This is a genomic window from Alkalihalophilus pseudofirmus OF4, from assembly GCF_000005825.2.
GTDB lineage: Bacteria > Bacillota > Bacilli > Bacillales > Bacillaceae_D > Alkalihalophilus > Alkalihalophilus pseudofirmus.
Map to the genome: position 1 here is coordinate 2971236 of NC_013791.2, position 18103 is coordinate 2989338.

Below are 18103 nucleotides of genomic sequence, written 5' to 3' on the forward strand. Positions count from 1 at the left end.
CTTTTTTATAAGTAAATCATTAATTTAGTATGAGTTATACATCATGAATGGTGCATCTTACGTTTAAACATTGGAGAATACACCCATTCTTCTTCACTTCGTTCACGGATCATTTCAATGGCATGAAGTTTTGTATTCATTTCTTTTATAGATGCCAGCATGACTGCTTCTGCCGTTTTTTCCGATACAGCGCTCCCATATCCTTTTTCTACATCCCCGTTCTGACTGAGCATAAGATGTTTCAATGCAATAACTTCCACATCATCGGTCGAAATCCCTGCTTCTCTCGCTGCTTCATTAATCATTTCAATTCCAAGCACCATATGTCCCATTAATTCTCCGCTTGATGTATACTCTGGCGCTACTACATCCCGCAGCGCCTTCGTTTTTCCGATGTCCCCTAACAAGCATGCTGATAACACTAAATCTCGATTGACATAAGGATAGAGAGGCAGGAGCTGATATGCCGCTCTAGATAGCTCTACAATATGATGCATGAGGCCAGCATAGTAGGCATGATGATATGTTTTAGAGGCAGGGAGAGTCGTTAGTTTTTCCCGAATGGTACGTTCAGAATAAACCCGACGTAAAATATTTCGTAAAATGGGAGAGGTAACTTCCTCCATCAACATACGCAGCTCTTGCCATAGCTCTTCTCTAGATATTCCTTTTCTAGAAATCAGTTCACTAATGGATACTGGGTCGTCTGATGTTGCTAATCTAACTCTTAATAGCTTTAATAACTTCTTTTGCTTAAAGGTAGTGACAATCCCTTCTCCTTTAATTAATGCTTTGGGCTGCAAAGATTCTTTTTGCTCTTTCGTAAGGTCCCATAATTGAGCAGGGATAATCTCTAAGTTACGTTCTAAAAGAAAGGTTGCATATTCACTTCCATTAGAAGCCTGTTTTAACTCTCTTTCACGAATTAAAAAGAAGTTTGTAAACTTCTCTCCTTCATTTGCTTTTGAAAACAATCCCACATCATAAACCTCCTTTATGGGTGTTGCTTTATATATACCCCTTTTAAGATCTCTTACTATCATAGTCTTTTTTTGATTTAGATGTAAACAACGTGAAGATGTATTTAAAAAGAGCATCACTTACATGATTGTAAGTGATGCTCAAAGGAACTTATATTAGTTAGATAGACGTACTGTATCACGTGCAATCATTACTTCTTCATTCGTAGGAATAATGATTACTTTTACAGGTGAGTGCGGATAGTTAATGAACGCTTCTTTTCCGCGTACTTTGTTTAATGATGGATCCCAATATACACCCATGAATTCTAGGCCGCGAAGAACTCGCTCACGGATAACATCACTATTTTCACCAATACCAGCTGTGAAAATAATCGCGTCAACTCCGCTCATGCGGGCCGCATATGAACCGATGTATTTGTGAATACGTGAAGTGAATACTTCAAGAGCAAGCTCAGCACGCTCGTTTCCAGCTTCTGCTTCACTTTCAATGTCACGCAAGTCACTAGAAAATCCTGATACACCAAGAAGTCCACTCTTTTTATTTAACGTGTCTAATACTCCATTTGCATCTTGTCCTGTTTTTTCCATGATATATGGAATTAAAGCAGGATCGATGTTACCTGAACGAGTACCCATTGTTACCCCTGCAAGAGGTGTAAAGCCCATAGACGTATCAATTGATTTTCCACCATCAATTGCAGCGATACTAGCACCATTACCTAAGTGACAAGATAATAAACGTAATTGCTCGATTGGACGACCTAATAATTCTGCTGCACGTTCAGACACATACTTATGACTTGTGCCGTGGAAACCATATTTACGGATTCCAAACTCTTTATAGTAATCATAAGGTAAGCTGTATAAGAATGAGCTCTCTGGCATTGTTTGGTGGAAAGCTGTATCAAATACTGCTACTGCAGGTACATTTGGCAATACTTCTTTAAATGCTTTTATTCCAACAATGTTTGCAGGGTTGTGAAGAGGAGCTAATTCAGAAACTTCTTCAATTCCCGCAAGTACTTCATCAGTAATAAGAACAGAGTCGTTAAACTTCTCTCCACCGTGAACGACACGATGTCCGATTCCGTCAATTTCATCAAGAGAATCGATAATTCCAAGTCCTGTAAGCTTTTCAAGCAGAATTTTTACTGCTACAGAGTGATCTGGAATTTCAGTTGTTTCTTTTTGTTTTTCACCATTTACTTCAATTGTAAAAATACCGTCACCAAGACCAATACGTTCAACTAAGCCTTTTGTTACTACTTCTTCTTCAGGCATTGTTAGTAATTGGAATTTTAATGATGAGCTACCAGCATTAATCGCAATAATTTTCGCCATGTTAAGACAGCTCCCTTAATTAAGTAATTTATATAATTTGACTATCAGAGTAGATATCAATACCTTTCCATTTAAGCACCCTGAAAATACGTTTTCAAGTAAAATCGGCTATTTTCGCTTGTTTTCTCTTGAATTCTTTATTTTCAGACTTGAAACCGCTTAAATACTATACGTTTTTGTAAGGAGAGCCAGACACTTTTATATAACATCCAAAAAAATCCTGCTCCCAAATATGGAAGCAGGATTCATCTTATAAGTTAAGTTCGAGTTCAAACCACTTATTAATACGTGTCATCATATCCGTTAGTGCTGTTTTGTTACTGAAGGATGGAAGTTCTGCGAGCAGTGCTTGCTTTGCCTGAGACACACCTTCCCCTTTTTTCTGCAGCATTAATATACTTTTGCCATGATTATCAGAGGTAAACATCGTTTTTGGAAGCTGCAGCAGTCCATGGATCATCGCATGCTCTTTTAGATAGGCATGCAGCTTTGGTGCTTGTTCGCTTTCAAATAAGAAGTTAGGAACAATATAAAACAAGAACCCGCCTTCTTTCACACTGTTTATTCCTTTTTCAATCATAAGGTGATGACTAAAGGAATGACCTTCATCTGCCTTTACTTTATATTCCTTTGCAATTTCATCATGCGGATAATAACCGATTGGTAAATCGGTAACCACTAGATCTACCTCAGGAAATGTAAGCGGCTCTATAGAGTCCTTGTGGAATAGTTCAAGTTCAATCTCTTGTAAATTAGAGCTGACAAAAGCCAGTTTAAGAAGTGTTTCATCCACCTCAAATCCAAATCCTTTTGCAGGGTTTTCAGATTGATTTAACAGCGCTGTTAATAAATTGCCCGAACCCGCTGCCAAGTCTAAGACCGAATAACCACCCTTTGCTTTAGCCATCACTTTATTCACAAGGTAGCTTAAAAACAAACAAACCGCATCCGGTGTCATCGAATGATTTGGCTGTGTTGCTCCCTTCATTCCTTTTAAAACCGTTAACTGAAAAGCTTTACGGATATCTTCTTTTGAAAATTCACTTACGTCAAGCGGCCGCATTAAATCATAAAGACGGTCTTTCACTTCTGGTGTAACCGTTTGTACCACTTCACCTTGAAATAAGTTTTCTCCCATCTCAGAGAGTCCCTCTAGATAAGTAAAGGATTCGTGTTCCTCTAAGAGAGAAGCCCCTTTGTCTAGAAAGATAAAGAGCTCTTCCATTTTCGAATTCATTACGCTCATTTTTTCAACTCCTAGCCTAAAAAAAGGTCACCCACCACTTAGCAAGCGGGTTGACCCTTTTAACATTCTTTTTAAATGTAACCAGCGTGCTTAGTTTGCAGCTTTTGCTGCTTCTATAGCTGCTTCGTAATCTGGATGATTCGTTGCTTCAGATACATACTCCGCATAAGTTACCACATCATTTGAATCAATAACAAAAACGGAACGAGCTAACAGACGAAGTTCTTCAATTGCAACACCGAATGCTTGTCCAAATGAAAGCTCACGATGGTCTGATAATGTTTGAACATTCTCAATACCTGCAGCTGCACACCAACGTTTTTGAGCAAATGGCAAATCTACACTTACCGTTAATACTTCTACGTTGCCAAGTGATGATGCCTCTTCATTGAAACGGCGGGTTTGTTGGTCGCAAACACCCGTATCAATCGATGGAACGACGCTGATTAAACGAACCTTCCCTTTAGTATCAGCCAAAGTTACCTCTGATAAATCATTTGCAAGAACTTTAAAATCAGGAGCTTTTTCCTCAACCTTTACTTCTGTTCCAAGTAACGTTACAGGATTGTTTTTAAATGTAATTTCTGCCATGTGAACACCCTCCTATGATCGTTCCAAATTATGTACGTACTCATCATACATGAGCTGACGCCACAAATTCAAGTAACAACCTATTGTTCATACCTAAAAGGATGCAACTATTAACTTTATACACAAAAATAGAGAGTGGGGTTATCCCATTCTCTAAATTGGTGACTGATCATTACGCTGCTGGTAATTCATATTTGAATTGTTTGTATACGCTTGATTCGTTTGCTGCGATTGATTGGAATACGATGCGTTCGAACCTGACTTGATCATTTGTTGAATTTTATCCACTACTTGCGGAGCAAAATCCAATAATTTCTCGTAAAGGTGGGTGCTGCTATCAAGATGAACCATTTTCACACCTTGATGTCCGACTACTAAAAATGCAATTGGGGTGATGGAAACACCTCCGCCGCTACCGCCGCCAAATGGGTGCTTTTGCGTGTGATCTTCTGTAGATGATGGACGGTGCTGATCAATAACAAACTCACTTCCGCCAGCTGCAAACCCGAACCCTACTTTAGAAACAGGCATGATCACACTTCCATCTGGTGTCTCTACCGGATCACCAATAATCGTGTTTACATCTACCATTTCTTTAAGATTTTCCATTGCCGTCTTCATTAGCCCTTGAATAGGATGATCAGACATAACCTTTTCCTCCTTTAAATACCTGCATTCTTTCTTACATTGTTTCTGTAGCTTTTTGGTCTTGATCATGATTCCTCTTTGGTCTTCGCTTCCAATGTTTTATGATCGAAAGACCTACAAAAATAGCATGCCCTATCCCAAACATAAACATGCAAGAAAAATAGGTATGTGAAACAACGGCTTGATAATGAGGTGTCACAGACATTTTAGGCATCCTATGCATTTTCACATGGTTCCCGATTAGGCCTGCCATCATGCCTTTCATTGACCATAGCATACCAGCAGCAGGTCCTGTTAAAGCAGCATCTCCGACCCCAACATCCGAGTACCAATCAAATTTATACACATGGACATGCCTTAGAAACCTGCGAATAATCCGATTTAAGCCGACTACATGCCTAATCCAACGTTCCGCTAAATGAATATCGTGAATAATCGTCTCAAGCGTTATTTTCTTATCTTTTTCGCTTTCTGACCCAGCGATATTTTCTTTTTCCTCTACGATGATTGCTGGTGATTCTTCATTTATTTTTATCAGAGGTGCTTCAAATGTATATACACGCATCCACCAAATTGTTACAGCGGCCATTAGCAAGTCATCATCTTTCGTATGTTTATAAGTGAGTTCTATTTTTATTTTTGTAAGTAACAGGATGAGTAATAAGACAATAACTACAGCAAGAATGATTAAAAACCAAGTCATGTTAAACTCCCTTTAAGACAGCGTTGATTATTCTAGGATATCCCTGCCAAAAAAAAATAAACCTGTGCGTCTTGACACACAGGTTTACCCACTTTTATCTTTTTTCATAAATCACATAGGAATCAGCAATCATATCATGCAAGCCTTGCTTAGTAGACGTAAAAGCAACCGTTATATAAAGAATATAGAGGAGAGCAAAAGACTGGTGTAACACTCGTCCTACTCCTTCTCTAAATATGACCTCTCTCCACGAAAGCAAGTCTCCTTCTTTTGAAACGACTCGCAGACCAAATACCATCTTGCCTATAGTCGCACCATAAAACTTAGTCATCAGGGCGAAGTAGGCGAAGAAGAATAAGGCTGATACAACTAAGTCAAAAAATCCGTACATTCCACCCAATGCGTAACGAAGATCCGTTAGATTTAAGATCGGACCAATAAGCAGCCAACGTAAACTTAGCAGCATAAGAGCATCAAGGCTAAACGCCCAGAATCTCATCCAAAAACCAGCATAGTGCCGCTCATTCGCGTAATAGGTTTCACGTTCTATCTCTTCCTGACGGTTAAGTCCTTCACTTGGTTGAAGCGAGCGCTCCTGTCTCTTTTTTCTTTGCTGGAGTATACGGCTCCTTCTTGGGCGAGACCCGCGGTTTATCATTCCTTGCTCCAAAATGATCCCTCCCTATTCAGTGTAAAGATACTTTAATGTCGGTGCACGGCGCTCTGTAATTAATTGTTCAATACTTGCCAGTTCATTATTCGAAGATAACATTTTAGCCGCTGTCATTGAAAATAAACTGTACAGACCCGTATCAGCCTCATATTTAATTACACTATAATTTGCACCTAAGTCTTCACGCATCATGGCAATCGTATCATCAAGACTTCCAAGCTCATCAACTAAATCTATTTCTAAAGCCTGGTTTCCTGTATAGATTCGCCCGTCTGCTAATTGTCTTACTTCACTTTCAGACATGTTGCGTCCTTCAGAGATAATACGTACAAACTCATCATAAGACTCATCAATTAATGATTGTAAAATTGCACGGTCGCCTTCTGTCATCTCACGCGTCGCTGACATGATATCTTTGTATTCTCCGCTTTTAATCGTGTTGAATTTAATACCGTAATTCTCAGCCAGTTCAGCAATATTAATAGACTCCATAATAACGCCTAAGGAACCCGTAATCGTCTGTGGACTAGCTACAATCTTATCAGCCGGTGCTGCTATGTAATACCCACCAGAAGCTGCCATACTGCCCATTGAGATATAGACAGGCTTATTATACTCTTCTTGAACTTCTACGATCTTTTCATGAATTTCTGCACTTTCAACTACCCCGCCGCCTGGTGTATTCACTCGAATAATTACCCCTTGCACAGAGGAATCCTTCGCAGCATGCTCAATTTGAGAAAGAAAAGCTTGGTGCCTGTAGCCTTGTGCATCAAAAATACTAACAGCATCTCCTGTATCTTGAATCACTCCATTTAATTCAAGCACAACAATAGAGTTTCCAAAATCGTCTCCTTGTTCAATCACTCTCTCAGCCCAGCCATGTTCACTTCCAAACATTCGGTCTAAATCTGCCCCTGCTTGTGAAGTGGCCACATTAACTCCTACAGCAGCTACAACCAACATAAGAGCTGCAATTAAAGCCAGCCAGCGTTTGCGACTCATGATCCCACCCCTTCTTTTTGTATCACGTTTTGTTTCCGATTACGTAAACGATAATAATTTTTGATTCTTTTCCTGAACAAAGGTTATGATAACATAGAATCCTGTCAAATTTCACTTGAAGTGGAACTATTCACCTGATTTAATTCCTCTAGAAAGGATGATTCTGATGATTTCACGTAAAAACCTATACTTCTTCTTTAAACAAACGCCAGAAATGCAAGACATCGTAACACCACTTAAAAACTTAGCTGAGGTACATGGCTTTCATTTAGTTCATTCTATTAAAGAAGCAAATATTGTTGTAAGTGTAGGCGGTGACAATGCGTTCTTGCAAGCATTAAGAAAAACCGGCTTTAGAGAAGACTGTCTTTATATCGGAGTAAATACAGACCAACTAGGCTTCTACACTGATTTTACAATCAATGACCAGGAACGCATGATTCAAGCGATGAAAAATGAAGAGCTTGAGGTACGCCGCTACCCTGTATTAGAAGTATCGGTCAATAACGAGAAACCTATTTTTTGTTTGAATGAATGTTCTATCCGCTCAAATGTGATTAAGACCTTTGTTATTGATGTTGTCATTGATGATTTTGCTTTTGAAACATTTAGAGGAGATGGCATGATTGTTTCCACACCAACAGGCAGCACCGCCTATAATAAATCCGTTAGAGGCGCTGTTATAGACCCTACTTTGCCATCTATGCAAGTAAGTGAGCTAGCTTCTTTAAATAATAATCAATACCGTACTCTTGGCAGTCCGTTTGTCCTCGGTCCAGATCGTACGTTGCTTTTAAAAGTGGTCCAAGACGGAAACGACCACCCAATCATCGGTGCAGATAATGAAGCGTTAAGTCTGCGCCATGCTAAAAACATCCGTATTAAGTTAGCAGACCGACAAATAAAAGTGTTAAAACTTAAAACAAACTCGTTCTGGCAAAAGGTACAGCGAAATTTTTTATAAGAAAAGAATAACGATGAGCTTGATAGTCCAAGGTTATTCCCACTGAAGTAGATGTTGATCTCCGCTGCAGCGAAGTATAGTTCAGGAGCGGCAAGTACGCTCCCCCCCATGGTTTAGGTACTTGAGTCTTTAAACAAGCTTTGCACCCTAACTACACCGCCCTACTTAGTAATTACACAGTGCAATTACCCAGCAAATGAACGAAATAAAAACGCCTGTATGAACCATACTCAGCATAAACCGATAAAGACGACTTATTTACTACAAATAAGTCGTCTTTTACCTATTTATTCTTTTGATACATGATAGAGTCATCAACTACCGTCATAAGGACTTCTGCATGTAATAGATGATCAGGGTCTCCTTCAAAAACATTGTGATTTAAAACAGTAAAATCAGCAGCATAACCTGGTGCAATCAAGCCACGCTCACTCTCTTTTTCAATCGCACTAGCACTGCCTGTTGTAAATAACTTTACAGCTTCAAACATCGATAGCTTTTGATCAGGTAAATACCCTTCATGCGTTTCGCCTGGTTTCTTTCTCGTTACCGCTGCATGGATGCCTAATAGCGGATCCACGGGTTCAATAGGAGCATCCGATCCTCCCGCACAATGAAGACCTTCTTCAATTAATGTTTTCCAAGCAAAGGAATAAGGCAGACGCTCTTCACCAAGCCGCTCCATAACCCAAGGGAAATCCGCAGCCACAAAACGTGGTTGAATATCAAGAACTACGCGCAAATTCTTCAACCGCTCAATTAAATCTTGATTGATGACTTGTACATGGATTAATCGATCACGCCCATTTGTACAAGGATACTTTTCAATCGCATCAATTGCTAAGCGCAGAGCTTCATCTCCGATTGTGTGAATAGCAACAGGCATGTCTTCATCACGTGCTCGTTTTACTAAGTTTTCAAGCTCGCTCTGTTGATGCATTGCCACTCCGCTTGTTCTTGGGTCATCCGTATAAGGTGCGCTAAGAAGAGCCGTTCTTCCGCCTAGTGCTCCATCGGCAAAGATCTTCATGGGTCCCAGTTCAATATAAGGAGTTACTTCACCCTTACTGTAACCTGATTCTTTCATCTCATCTATAGCTTCATGATGGACAAGCAAATGTGCTCTAAATTTACAATCTACTCCATTGATCACTTCATTGAATGCATCAAATGTCTGTTTAAAGCCGCCGTAATAATTCAAATCCTCCGTATGTCCTCCAACTAAACCTAAGCGGAGCATATCCTGTACTGCTGTTTGAAGTGCTCGTTTTACATAAGCTTTATCAACAGGAGGAATGACCGATTTAACTAACTCAGTCGCCGCATCAAGCAAATAGCCAGTCGGCATTCCATCTGCATCACGAACAATCACCCCTCCTTCAGGATCAGGGGTGTCTTTTGTAATTCCAGCCAGTTCTAACGCCTTAGAATTTACTAAAGCTGCGTGCCTGCATATGCGCGTTAAGTACATTGGATGAGATGTTGTTATTTCATCTAATTCCATCCGGTGAAAAATCTTTCGATCTATAAAGTTATTCTCATTCCACCCTTCTGCAAATACCCATTCACCAGGCGGTGTGTCTTTTACTTTTTTTATCAGTTGATGAACCATTTCACTCGCTTGAGTGGTTTCTGATAAGTCGAGACGGATTAACCGTTCACCATGACCTACCATATGCAGGTGACTGTCTACTAAACCTGGATAAACGTATGCTCCTTCTATATCAACCTTCTTGGTGATGCGTTCTGAATATGCTGATGAAAGATCCTCTGCGCTGCCATGATCAATGATCTGTCCTTCTTCCACATATACAGCATCCGTTGTTTCACCCTCTTTTCTCATTGTAAAAAACGTCCCATTCCACCAAAGAGTCCCCACTGTTTTCCCTCCTGAAGTTGTAACATCATGTCATTTTTATTCTATCGTGACAGAAAACATAGCAAGATGCAATCTAGAGCAAAAAGAAAAAGCATGGCTGCTATTTAAGCCATACTTCCTCTTCTTTATCCTGTACGAGCGCTCGCTCACCAAAGAATAAAGGATATTATATCTTTTTAAGCTTCTGCATATTTCGCTGTTTCTTGCTGACGAAGCTCAATACGTCTAATCTTCCCTGATGTCGTCTTTGGAAGCTCGTTTACAAACTCAATTTTTCTTGGGTATTTATATGGTGCTGTCATCACTTTCACATGCTCTTGCAATTCAGCTACAAGTTGATCATCAGCTACTGCCTTTTCATCTCTTAATACGATAAATGCTTTTACAACATTACCTCTAATCTCATCAGGAGAAGCTACAACAGCACACTCTTTCACAGCTGGGTGCTTTGTAAGGGCATCTTCTACTTCAAAAGGTCCTATTGTATATCCAGAGCTGATAATGATATCATCACTGCGCCCTTCAAACCAGAAGTATCCATCTTCATCTAATTTAGCTTGGTCTCCTGTAATATAGTAGTCTCCTCTATACGCCATCGCTGTACGTTCAGGATCTTTATAGTATTCACGGAACAATGCAGGGGCACTCTTGTGCACAGCTATATCGCCAACTTCACCTGGCTGAACCGGAACACCACTCTCATCCACAATCGCTACCTCATTACCAGGTGTCGGCTTGCCCATAGAACCAGGCTTAATTTCCATCCCTTGAAGTGTACCAATGAGTAAGGTATTTTCTGTTTGTCCGTATCCATCACGAACATTTACATTGAATGCTTTTTTAAAGGTTTCAATAACTTGACGGTTAAGAGGCTCACCAGCAGAAACTGTACTTCTAAGCTCTGGTAATTTATAACTTTCAATTGATTCAACTTTAGCCATTAGGCGATATTCAGTTGGTGTACAGCATAATACATTAATTTTCTCATCTTCTAGACGTTGAAGGTACTCGTTAGGGTCAAAGCGGCCATGGTAGACATATGCTGTCGCGCCTACTCCAATCGTTGATAAGAAAGGACTCCAAATCCATTTCTGCCAGCCAGGAGCTGCTGTTGCCCAAACTTTATCTCCTTCTTGAACATCAAGCCACATTTTTGAAGCGACTTGCAGGTGAGCATAAGCCCATCCGTGTGTATGTACAACTGCTTTTGGATTTCCTGTTGTACCAGATGTGTAAGGAAGGAAAGCAAGCTCGTCTCTTTTTGTTTCTGCACCTTCGTAGTAATCGCTTTCATTTTCAGCTGCAGCAACTAGATCTACCCATCCTTCTAATGTTTGTCCAACGATTAGTTTAGCGTGAAGTGTAGGAGTAGAATCCCCGAGAGACTGAATTTCATCTGTAAATCCAGTGTAAGCAATAACAGCTTTTGCTTCTGCATGATTAATACGATAAGCTAAATCTTTTGCTCGAAGCATTTCAGAACAAGGAATAATGACAAGCCCTGCTTTTAAACATGCTAAGTATGAAAAATAAGCTTCAGGAACCCTTGGTAGAATAAGAAGGACCTTATCTCCTTGCTTTAATCCTTGGCTTAATAGAGCATTCGCAAAGCGGTTTGTTTGAGCTACTAATTCAGGGTAAGAAATGATGCGGCGGTTATTCTTATCATCTGACCAATCAATAGCAATTCGTTCTGTGTCTTTTGCATAACGTTCTACTTCATGAGATAAATTGTAAATCTCTGGTGCGATAAGTTGTTCTCTTTCCATAATCATCCTCCTCAATTATACATAAACCTTTATACATACACCTTGCTTCATTACAGGACTATTTTTTTCGATGTCCTCCTCCACATTATACAGAAAAAAATGATTTTTTTGAATATTATTTTCATAAAGATTGTGAACAAATAAAAAGAGAGCGGATGATCCGCCCTCTTAAGCCATTCATATAATATTAGTATTGTTGTCCGCCGAATTGTTGTTCAGCCATTTGAACTAGACGCTTAGTGATTTCACCACCTACAGATCCGTTAGCGCGAGCTGTAGCATCAGGTCCTAATTGTACACCAAACTCAGAAGCGATTTCATATTTCATTTGATCAAGTGCTTGTTGTACGCCAGGTACTACAAGTTGATTTGAGCTGTTGTTGTTAGCCATGTGTCTCACCTCCTTCTGTACTTATAGAATGAGTCACATGGCTGTTTAACATGCACAATATTTTATGGTAATTAATGAGAGAAATAGAAGCACGCTTCTTTGCTTTTATTTAACCGAAAAAGTCTGGCTAAAATAAGTCTTCCATGTCTTTTTCAGCTTTGCTTACGCTTGTGATTTGGACCGATTCCGTTCGTTCCACAGCATCATTTACGTATTTATCGAACTCTAAATACTTCTCAAACTTGTTCGCATGCTCTCTTTTTGGACGAGTCTTTGAGTCAGAAGGCAAGAAGATTGTACAGCAGTCTTCAAAAGGAAGAATAGACGTTTCAAATGTATCAATCTTCTTGGCAATATCAATAACTTCCAATTTATCCATTGTTATTAAAGGACGGATGATAGGTAAATTTGTTACTTCGTTAATTGTATTCATGCTGTGAAGAGTTTGGCTTGCAACCTGTCCTAAACTTTCACCAGATGCAATCGCTAATATATCTCGCTCACGTGCAATTCGTTCACTAATACGAAGCATCATTCGTCTCATAAGCGTCATTTGATAATTACTTGGCGCTTCTTTATGAAGGTATTGTTGGATTTCAGTAAACGGTACTAAATGAAGACGGATGCTTGAACCATACTTCGTTAACGTTTGAGCTAAATCTTTCACTTTTTGCAGTGCTCTTTCATTTGTATATGGAGGGCTGTGAAAATGAACGGCTTCAATACGAGCCCCTCTTTTCATTGTCAAATAACCAGCAACCGGGCTGTCAATTCCACCTGAGAGCATTAAGAGAACTTTTCCACCAGTACCAACAGGCAGGCCTCCAGCTCCCGGATACTGTCCAAAGGTTAGGTACGTTGCTGTCTCTCGTACTTCCACTCGAATATCTAAATCTGGATTGTGAACGTCTACTGAAATATCTTCTGATTGACTAAGTACATAACCGCCGATCATTTGATTTAATTGCTGAGAATCGATAGGAAACGGCTTATACGCACGTTTTGACGTGATTTTAAATGTTTTAATTCCTTCTGCCGCCTGCTGTTCCTTTAAAATTCCAAGTGCAGCCTTCTTCATTTCATCCACGTCATTTTCTACTTTTAACGCTAAGCTAAATGAGTGGATCCCGAAGATATTAGATAGCTTTTCCATGACAGGCTCATGATTCTCACCGTTTAATTCGATCACGATTCTTCCATACGTGCGTTTAAATGTAAGATTTGATAATCCTTTTAATGTGAATTTCATATTCTGGAGTAACTGCTTTTCAAAAAAAGATCGATTCTTTCCCTTTAAGGCAAGTTCACCAAAACGAATTAAAATATGATTGTATTCCATTTATTTTCTAACCCCCACTAGTGTTGGTATGATCTTCTTTAACTCGCGCAAGAAGACATCAATTTCTTTTTCCGTTGTCTCATAAGATAAACTGACTCTTATTGCAGAACCAGCTGCTGTTGAATTTTTCCCCATAGCTAGGAGCACTCGGCTGGGTTCGGCTAACTTTGAGGAGCATGCTGACTTTGTTGAGACATATATTTTTTTAGCTGATAGTGATTGAATTAGCACTTCAGGCTTAATTGATTCTACAGAGAAGTTAATAATATGTGGCGCAGATTTCTCTAATGGGCTGTTAATCGTCACTCCATCAATCGTTGGCAGACTGTGAATAAGTTTAGAATGAAGTTTTACTAAATGAGACTTCTCTTTTTGGGCCTTCTCCATTTCCATTCTTAATGCTCTGGCCATTGCCACAGCCCCCGCAACATGTTCAGTGCCTGAGCGTACTTCCATCTCTTGGACACCGCCATGAATTTGAGGCTTCAACCTTACTCCGTTACGTACATAAAGCATCCCTGTACCTCTTACTCCATGGAATTTATGAGCAGATGCTGTTAACAGATCAATTTTGGCTTTTTTTATATTTAAAGGCACTTTTGTTATACCTTGTACATCATCGACATGGAAACGAACTTGAGGAAAGTGGCTTAATAACTGACCTATCTCTTCTATTGGTTGAATCGTCCCTGTTTCATTATTAACATGGATAATTGAGACTAAAATGGTTTCCTTGCGAATAGCTTTTTTCACATCTTCTAAAGAAACTCTTCCATTAGAGTCTACAGATAAATATGTTACCTCAAACCCATCTGCCTCTAGTTCCTTATAGGTTTCATATGAAGAAGCATGCTCCACTTCTGTTGTGATCAAATGCCTGCCCCTAGATTTTTTATGATACGCTGTTCCTTTAATAGCAAGGTTATTACCCTCTGTTCCCCCGGAGGTAAACAAAATTTCTTTTGCAGATACGTGAAGCTGATCAGCAATAGCTGATCTCGCTTTAGTCAGTAATCCTTCTGCTTCCATCCCTAATGTATGAAGTGATGAAGGATTTCCAAAATAGTCATACGACACTTTTGTATAGGTTTCTAACACGTCTTGATGCGGTCTAGTTGTTGCACTATTATCAAGATAAATCATTGGATTATTTACCCCTTTAATTATGAACTTCTATAAAAAAAATTGTGCTTTTATCATCACAATTATATCTTCTCACAAACACAACTCTTGCACACATCCCATGTATGCATCATTATATCTTAGCACAAAATGTTTAAATGACAAGACAGAAAAGCGATCAGATATGTGAAATAAACTTTATCAAAAAACTGATTATTCTTTCTTTTTTAAAACTATTCAACAATTCGCAACATTTATGATACGATAAGCGACGGTAAGTGATAAGGGAATTTCTCTTATGACTGAAAAAACACGTATACGCTTACATTTATGGAAGCAAGTGCAAATTATACCATTATATTATATGTTGGAGGACAACTATGAATCGTACATTACCAATGAAGGACTTAGCAGCATTAGGCTTTCTAATGTTCGCTCTATTTTTAGGGGCAGGAAACCTGATCTTCCCACCATTGCTGGGGCAACAAGCAGGAACGGCACTTTGGCCTGCCATAATAGGCTTTCTTGTAACAGGTGTGGGACTGCCGTTACTTGCCATCATTGCTGTTTCACAGGTCAATGGAGATCTGCATCAATTAGCTAACCGGGTGCACCCAATATTCGCTGTTATTTTTTCATTCACTGTATACCTTGCGATTGGACCATTCTTTGGAATTCCTCGTACAGGAACCGTGGCATATGAAATAGGTGTGGTACCATTTTTGCCTGGTGGACAAGCTACCACTACTTCTTTACTTATATCCACTCTTATTTTCTTTAGTCTAACGTTCTGGCTAGCTTTGAATCCGGCCAAATTAGTCGACCGGGTCGGGAAAATATTAACACCGTTATTAATTATATTGATTGCCATCGTTTCCCTTCGCGGAGTATTTGCCCCGATGGGAAGCTTTGAAGCAGCTGAGGAAAACTATCAAAACGGCGCTTTTTTCTCAGGTTTTATTGAAGGCTATCTAACGATGGATACAATTGCTGCTTTAGTGTTCGGGATTGTCATCATGAACCGCCTGCAAGAAAGAGGAATTAAAGACCGTGCAGCTATTCAAGCCTTTACCATTAAAGCAGGTATTATAGCGGGTGTTGGATTGTCTCTTGTTTATTTATCATTAGGATACTTAGGAGCAAGCAGTGTTTCCACTATTGGTCGCTTAGATAACGGAGGAGCTATTTTAGCAGCAGTCGCAAATGCTCTTTTCGGCTCAACTGGTTCGATGATCCTTGCGCTTGTTATTACATTTGCTTGTTTAACCACATCAATTGGACTGGTTTCGGCATGTGGTGAATTTTTTGCTAAACGTTTCTCGAGTGTATCTTATCCTGTCATTATTTTCATCTTGTGTGTATTCAGTTTCACCATGGCTAACTTAGGTTTAAGCCAATTAATTGCCGTTTCAGTACCTGTATTAGTAACGATTTACCCTATTGCTATTGTGTTGATTACACTATCATTTCTCCACCATAAAATTGGTCAAAGACGCCAAATTTATATCGGAGCTCTTATAGGGGCATTTATTATCAGCCTGCTTGATGGAATCAGTACAGCAGGTGTTAATCTAGAGTCTCTCGCATTCCTTGACTGGATTCCATTGTACGGAGAAGGTTTAGGCTGGTTAGTTCCTAGTATCATCGGAGCTCTCATAGGCTGGGCTGTTTCAAAGCGTTAAAATGACGAGAACAAAAAAAGTGTAGCATCGCTTTGATGCTACACTTTTTATTATGCCGTATATTGTTCGCTTACCTTTTCAACAATCGATGGATCAAATTCCTTTACAGCTTGGTAAGCACATTCAATCGCTTCGGTGTATTCATATTGACGGAACAGCTCTTCAGCCTCAATTAATCCGTTTCTAGTACGTTCCGACCTGTTACGGTATCTATTAGCAAACTGAATTACTCTCTCTGCAAGCTGAGCTGACTCAATTGTATCTTTAATGAGCTGTTCATTTTCCTCTACACAACTAAGAGCTTCTTCTACCAATACATTGACACGCCCCATTTCAAGAGGCACCTGCTCAAGCTGTCTTGCCGCTGTAATCACTTTCATTTCACTTTCATCTAAGTGATCTACTGCCTCTTGCGGAAGGCCTGGTATGTTACTCTTTTGGAGGAGACGTTTACTCTCAAGCAGCTTTTGTCTTAACTCGATTAGTGTCTCTTTTGCATCGAGCTCATCTTGACGAAGGTCATTTAGTGCTTGTTTCCCTTTATCAATATCAAGCTGAATCTGTTTGATTTTCTCCATCCATTCTTCTACCATATCTAAGATAGACGTGTAGGTTTGAGAGTTATTTTCAGAAACATCTACAATCAGCTGCAGCTGATGCATTAATTCATTCAACTGTTTTTTCACTTTCTCTTGGAAGGAAATTTCTTCTTCTGCCAAACGATAACTTAACTGCACTTGAGTCGTTTCCTCCATTAAAAGAGTGAGTTGTTCATCTACTTGCTCAACCTGCTCTTTCATTGTAGGCACTGCTTTTGCTACCTCTTGTTTTGCTTCAACTTCAGTTTCTAACACTTCATATAACTGATCTAGTTGAGCGGTTACCTCAGCTGCCTTCTCTTCCATACTTTCTATTTCCTCTAAGGTAGAAATGTCAGCTAGCAGTTGTTCATTTTCGTTCGTAATCGATTCAATTTTAGACATGAGAGCAAACGGTTCTAAATAATAACCAGACTTCTCCATATCTTCAATTCCAAGGATCAGCTGGCGTACCTCTTGGGGGATGGTCGTTTTCAATTGAACAAGAATAGCAGGTACTTTCTCTACACTCAGTCGTACTAAATCGACTTCTTCTTTCGCTTCTCTCAGATATTCTCTTGCTTTTAAATAGCTTCCTTCTTCTGTAGCTTGATCAAAATCTTCAAGAAGCTGCTTTGTGTGCGCAAGTTTTTCATCAAAGGTTTCAACAGTTACACCTAGTGAACCTCGTTTTTTTAATACTTGCTGCATGACTGTATGGAATTGATCTTTTACAGAGCCAATTTCAGTGCTGTTTTGTTCAGCACTTGTCACAAGCTGGTTAATTTCTTCAACCATCACTTGAAGCTGCGTTTCAATCCCGTTCAGCCTGTCTGTCGTTAAAGCAATCAATTCCTTTGCTTTTTTAAAGCGATATTTAGTAGCTGCTTCTTCAATATCAAATAGTTGTTCTTCAATATTTGGAAGGATACCGCCCACGATTTCGTCCCATTCACTACGCCACAATTCAAATTTTTCCTCTGTTTCGCCTGACATATGTAAGTTCTTCACTTTTCCAATTTCACTTGGGATATCACGGTTTAAAATGGTATTTTTCCAGTCGTCTAATTTATCGACCTCTTTATAGATGTTTTTTCTAAATACCATTCCAATAACAAATAGTACAGCTATAACGGCTATTGCCGCATAAATTACATACATCGTCATTTGAGGACCCCCTTCTCTAGCA

16 protein-coding genes are annotated in these 18103 nt (G+C 39.4%); 2 read left to right on the forward strand and 14 right to left on the reverse strand.

Annotated elements, in window-relative coordinates; genetic code table 11:
- Nucleotides 1-41: 41 nt before the first annotated feature.
- The 8 genes from BPOF4_RS14995 to sppA form a co-directional block, all read right to left on the reverse strand.
- A complete protein-coding gene (locus BPOF4_RS14995) occupies nt 42-980 on the reverse strand; it encodes a hypothetical protein (RefSeq protein ID WP_012960042.1) in 939 nt (312 codons plus the stop codon).
- A 156-nt stretch (nt 981-1136) separates the two neighbouring features.
- Nucleotides 1137-2324, reverse strand: a complete 1188-nt coding sequence (locus BPOF4_RS15000) for an acetate kinase (RefSeq protein ID WP_012960043.1) — start codon at nt 2322-2324, stop codon at nt 1137-1139.
- A gap of 250 nt (nt 2325-2574) precedes the next feature.
- The gene (locus tag BPOF4_RS15005) at nt 2575-3570 is read right to left on the reverse strand and encodes a class I SAM-dependent methyltransferase (RefSeq protein ID WP_012960044.1); all 996 of its coding nucleotides are present in this window, start codon (nt 3568-3570) and stop codon (nt 2575-2577) included.
- A gap of 90 nt (nt 3571-3660) precedes the next feature.
- On the reverse strand, nt 3661-4161 hold the full coding sequence (gene tpx / locus BPOF4_RS15010; RefSeq protein WP_012960045.1) for a thiol peroxidase: 501 nt from the start codon (nt 4159-4161) through the stop codon (nt 3661-3663).
- A 153-nt stretch (nt 4162-4314) separates the two neighbouring features.
- Nucleotides 4315-4809, reverse strand: coding sequence for a GerW family sporulation protein (gene ytfJ / locus BPOF4_RS15015; RefSeq protein WP_012960046.1), 495 nt, complete (start codon nt 4807-4809; stop codon nt 4315-4317).
- 34 nt (nt 4810-4843) lie between these two features.
- Nucleotides 4844-5512, reverse strand: coding sequence for a DUF2953 domain-containing protein (locus BPOF4_RS15020; protein ID WP_012960047.1), 669 nt, complete (start codon nt 5510-5512; stop codon nt 4844-4846).
- A gap of 94 nt (nt 5513-5606) precedes the next feature.
- A complete protein-coding gene (locus BPOF4_RS15025; RefSeq protein WP_012960048.1) occupies nt 5607-6182 on the reverse strand; it encodes an RDD family protein in 576 nt (191 codons plus the stop codon).
- A gap of 12 nt (nt 6183-6194) precedes the next feature.
- A complete protein-coding gene (gene sppA / locus BPOF4_RS15030; RefSeq protein WP_012960049.1) occupies nt 6195-7190 on the reverse strand; it encodes a signal peptide peptidase SppA in 996 nt (331 codons plus the stop codon).
- 163 nt (nt 7191-7353) lie between these two features.
- Here sppA and BPOF4_RS15035 point away from each other — a divergent pair, with 163 nt between their 5' ends.
- Nucleotides 7354-8154 (forward strand): NAD kinase, encoded by an 801-nt coding sequence (locus tag BPOF4_RS15035; protein ID WP_238446517.1) that lies wholly within the window; start codon nt 7354-7356, stop codon nt 8152-8154.
- Between the two features lie 283 nt (nt 8155-8437).
- Here BPOF4_RS15035 and BPOF4_RS15040 read toward each other — a convergent pair whose 3' ends face one another.
- The 5 genes from BPOF4_RS15040 to BPOF4_RS15060 all read right to left on the reverse strand — a co-directional run bounded on the left by BPOF4_RS15040 (nt 8438) and on the right by BPOF4_RS15060 (nt 14675).
- Nucleotides 8438-10033: an amidohydrolase gene (locus BPOF4_RS15040; protein WP_012960051.1), complete on the reverse strand. Its 1596-nt coding sequence runs from the start codon at nt 10031-10033 to the stop codon at nt 8438-8440.
- A 176-nt stretch (nt 10034-10209) separates the two neighbouring features.
- A complete protein-coding gene (gene mbcS, locus BPOF4_RS15045) occupies nt 10210-11802 on the reverse strand; it encodes an acyl-CoA synthetase MbcS (RefSeq protein WP_012960052.1) in 1593 nt (530 codons plus the stop codon).
- Between the two features lie 187 nt (nt 11803-11989).
- Complete coding sequence (locus BPOF4_RS15050; RefSeq protein WP_012960053.1) at nt 11990-12193, reverse strand: alpha/beta-type small acid-soluble spore protein; 204 nt, start codon at nt 12191-12193, stop codon at nt 11990-11992.
- A gap of 127 nt (nt 12194-12320) precedes the next feature.
- Complete coding sequence (gene thiI / locus BPOF4_RS15055; protein WP_012960054.1) at nt 12321-13532, reverse strand: tRNA uracil 4-sulfurtransferase ThiI; 1212 nt, start codon at nt 13530-13532, stop codon at nt 12321-12323.
- Complete coding sequence (locus tag BPOF4_RS15060) at nt 13533-14675, reverse strand: cysteine desulfurase family protein (RefSeq protein ID WP_012960055.1); 1143 nt, start codon at nt 14673-14675, stop codon at nt 13533-13535.
- Between the two features lie 359 nt (nt 14676-15034).
- Between BPOF4_RS15060 and brnQ the strand changes: the two genes are divergently transcribed.
- Nucleotides 15035-16336 (forward strand): branched-chain amino acid transport system II carrier protein, encoded by a 1302-nt coding sequence (gene brnQ / locus BPOF4_RS15065; RefSeq protein WP_012960056.1) that lies wholly within the window; start codon nt 15035-15037, stop codon nt 16334-16336.
- Between the two features lie 50 nt (nt 16337-16386).
- Here the strand turns inward: brnQ and ezrA are convergent, their stop codons facing one another.
- On the reverse strand, nt 16387-18081 hold the full coding sequence (gene ezrA, locus BPOF4_RS15070; protein WP_012960057.1) for a septation ring formation regulator EzrA: 1695 nt from the start codon (nt 18079-18081) through the stop codon (nt 16387-16389).
- Nucleotides 18082-18103: the final 22 nt, after the last annotated feature.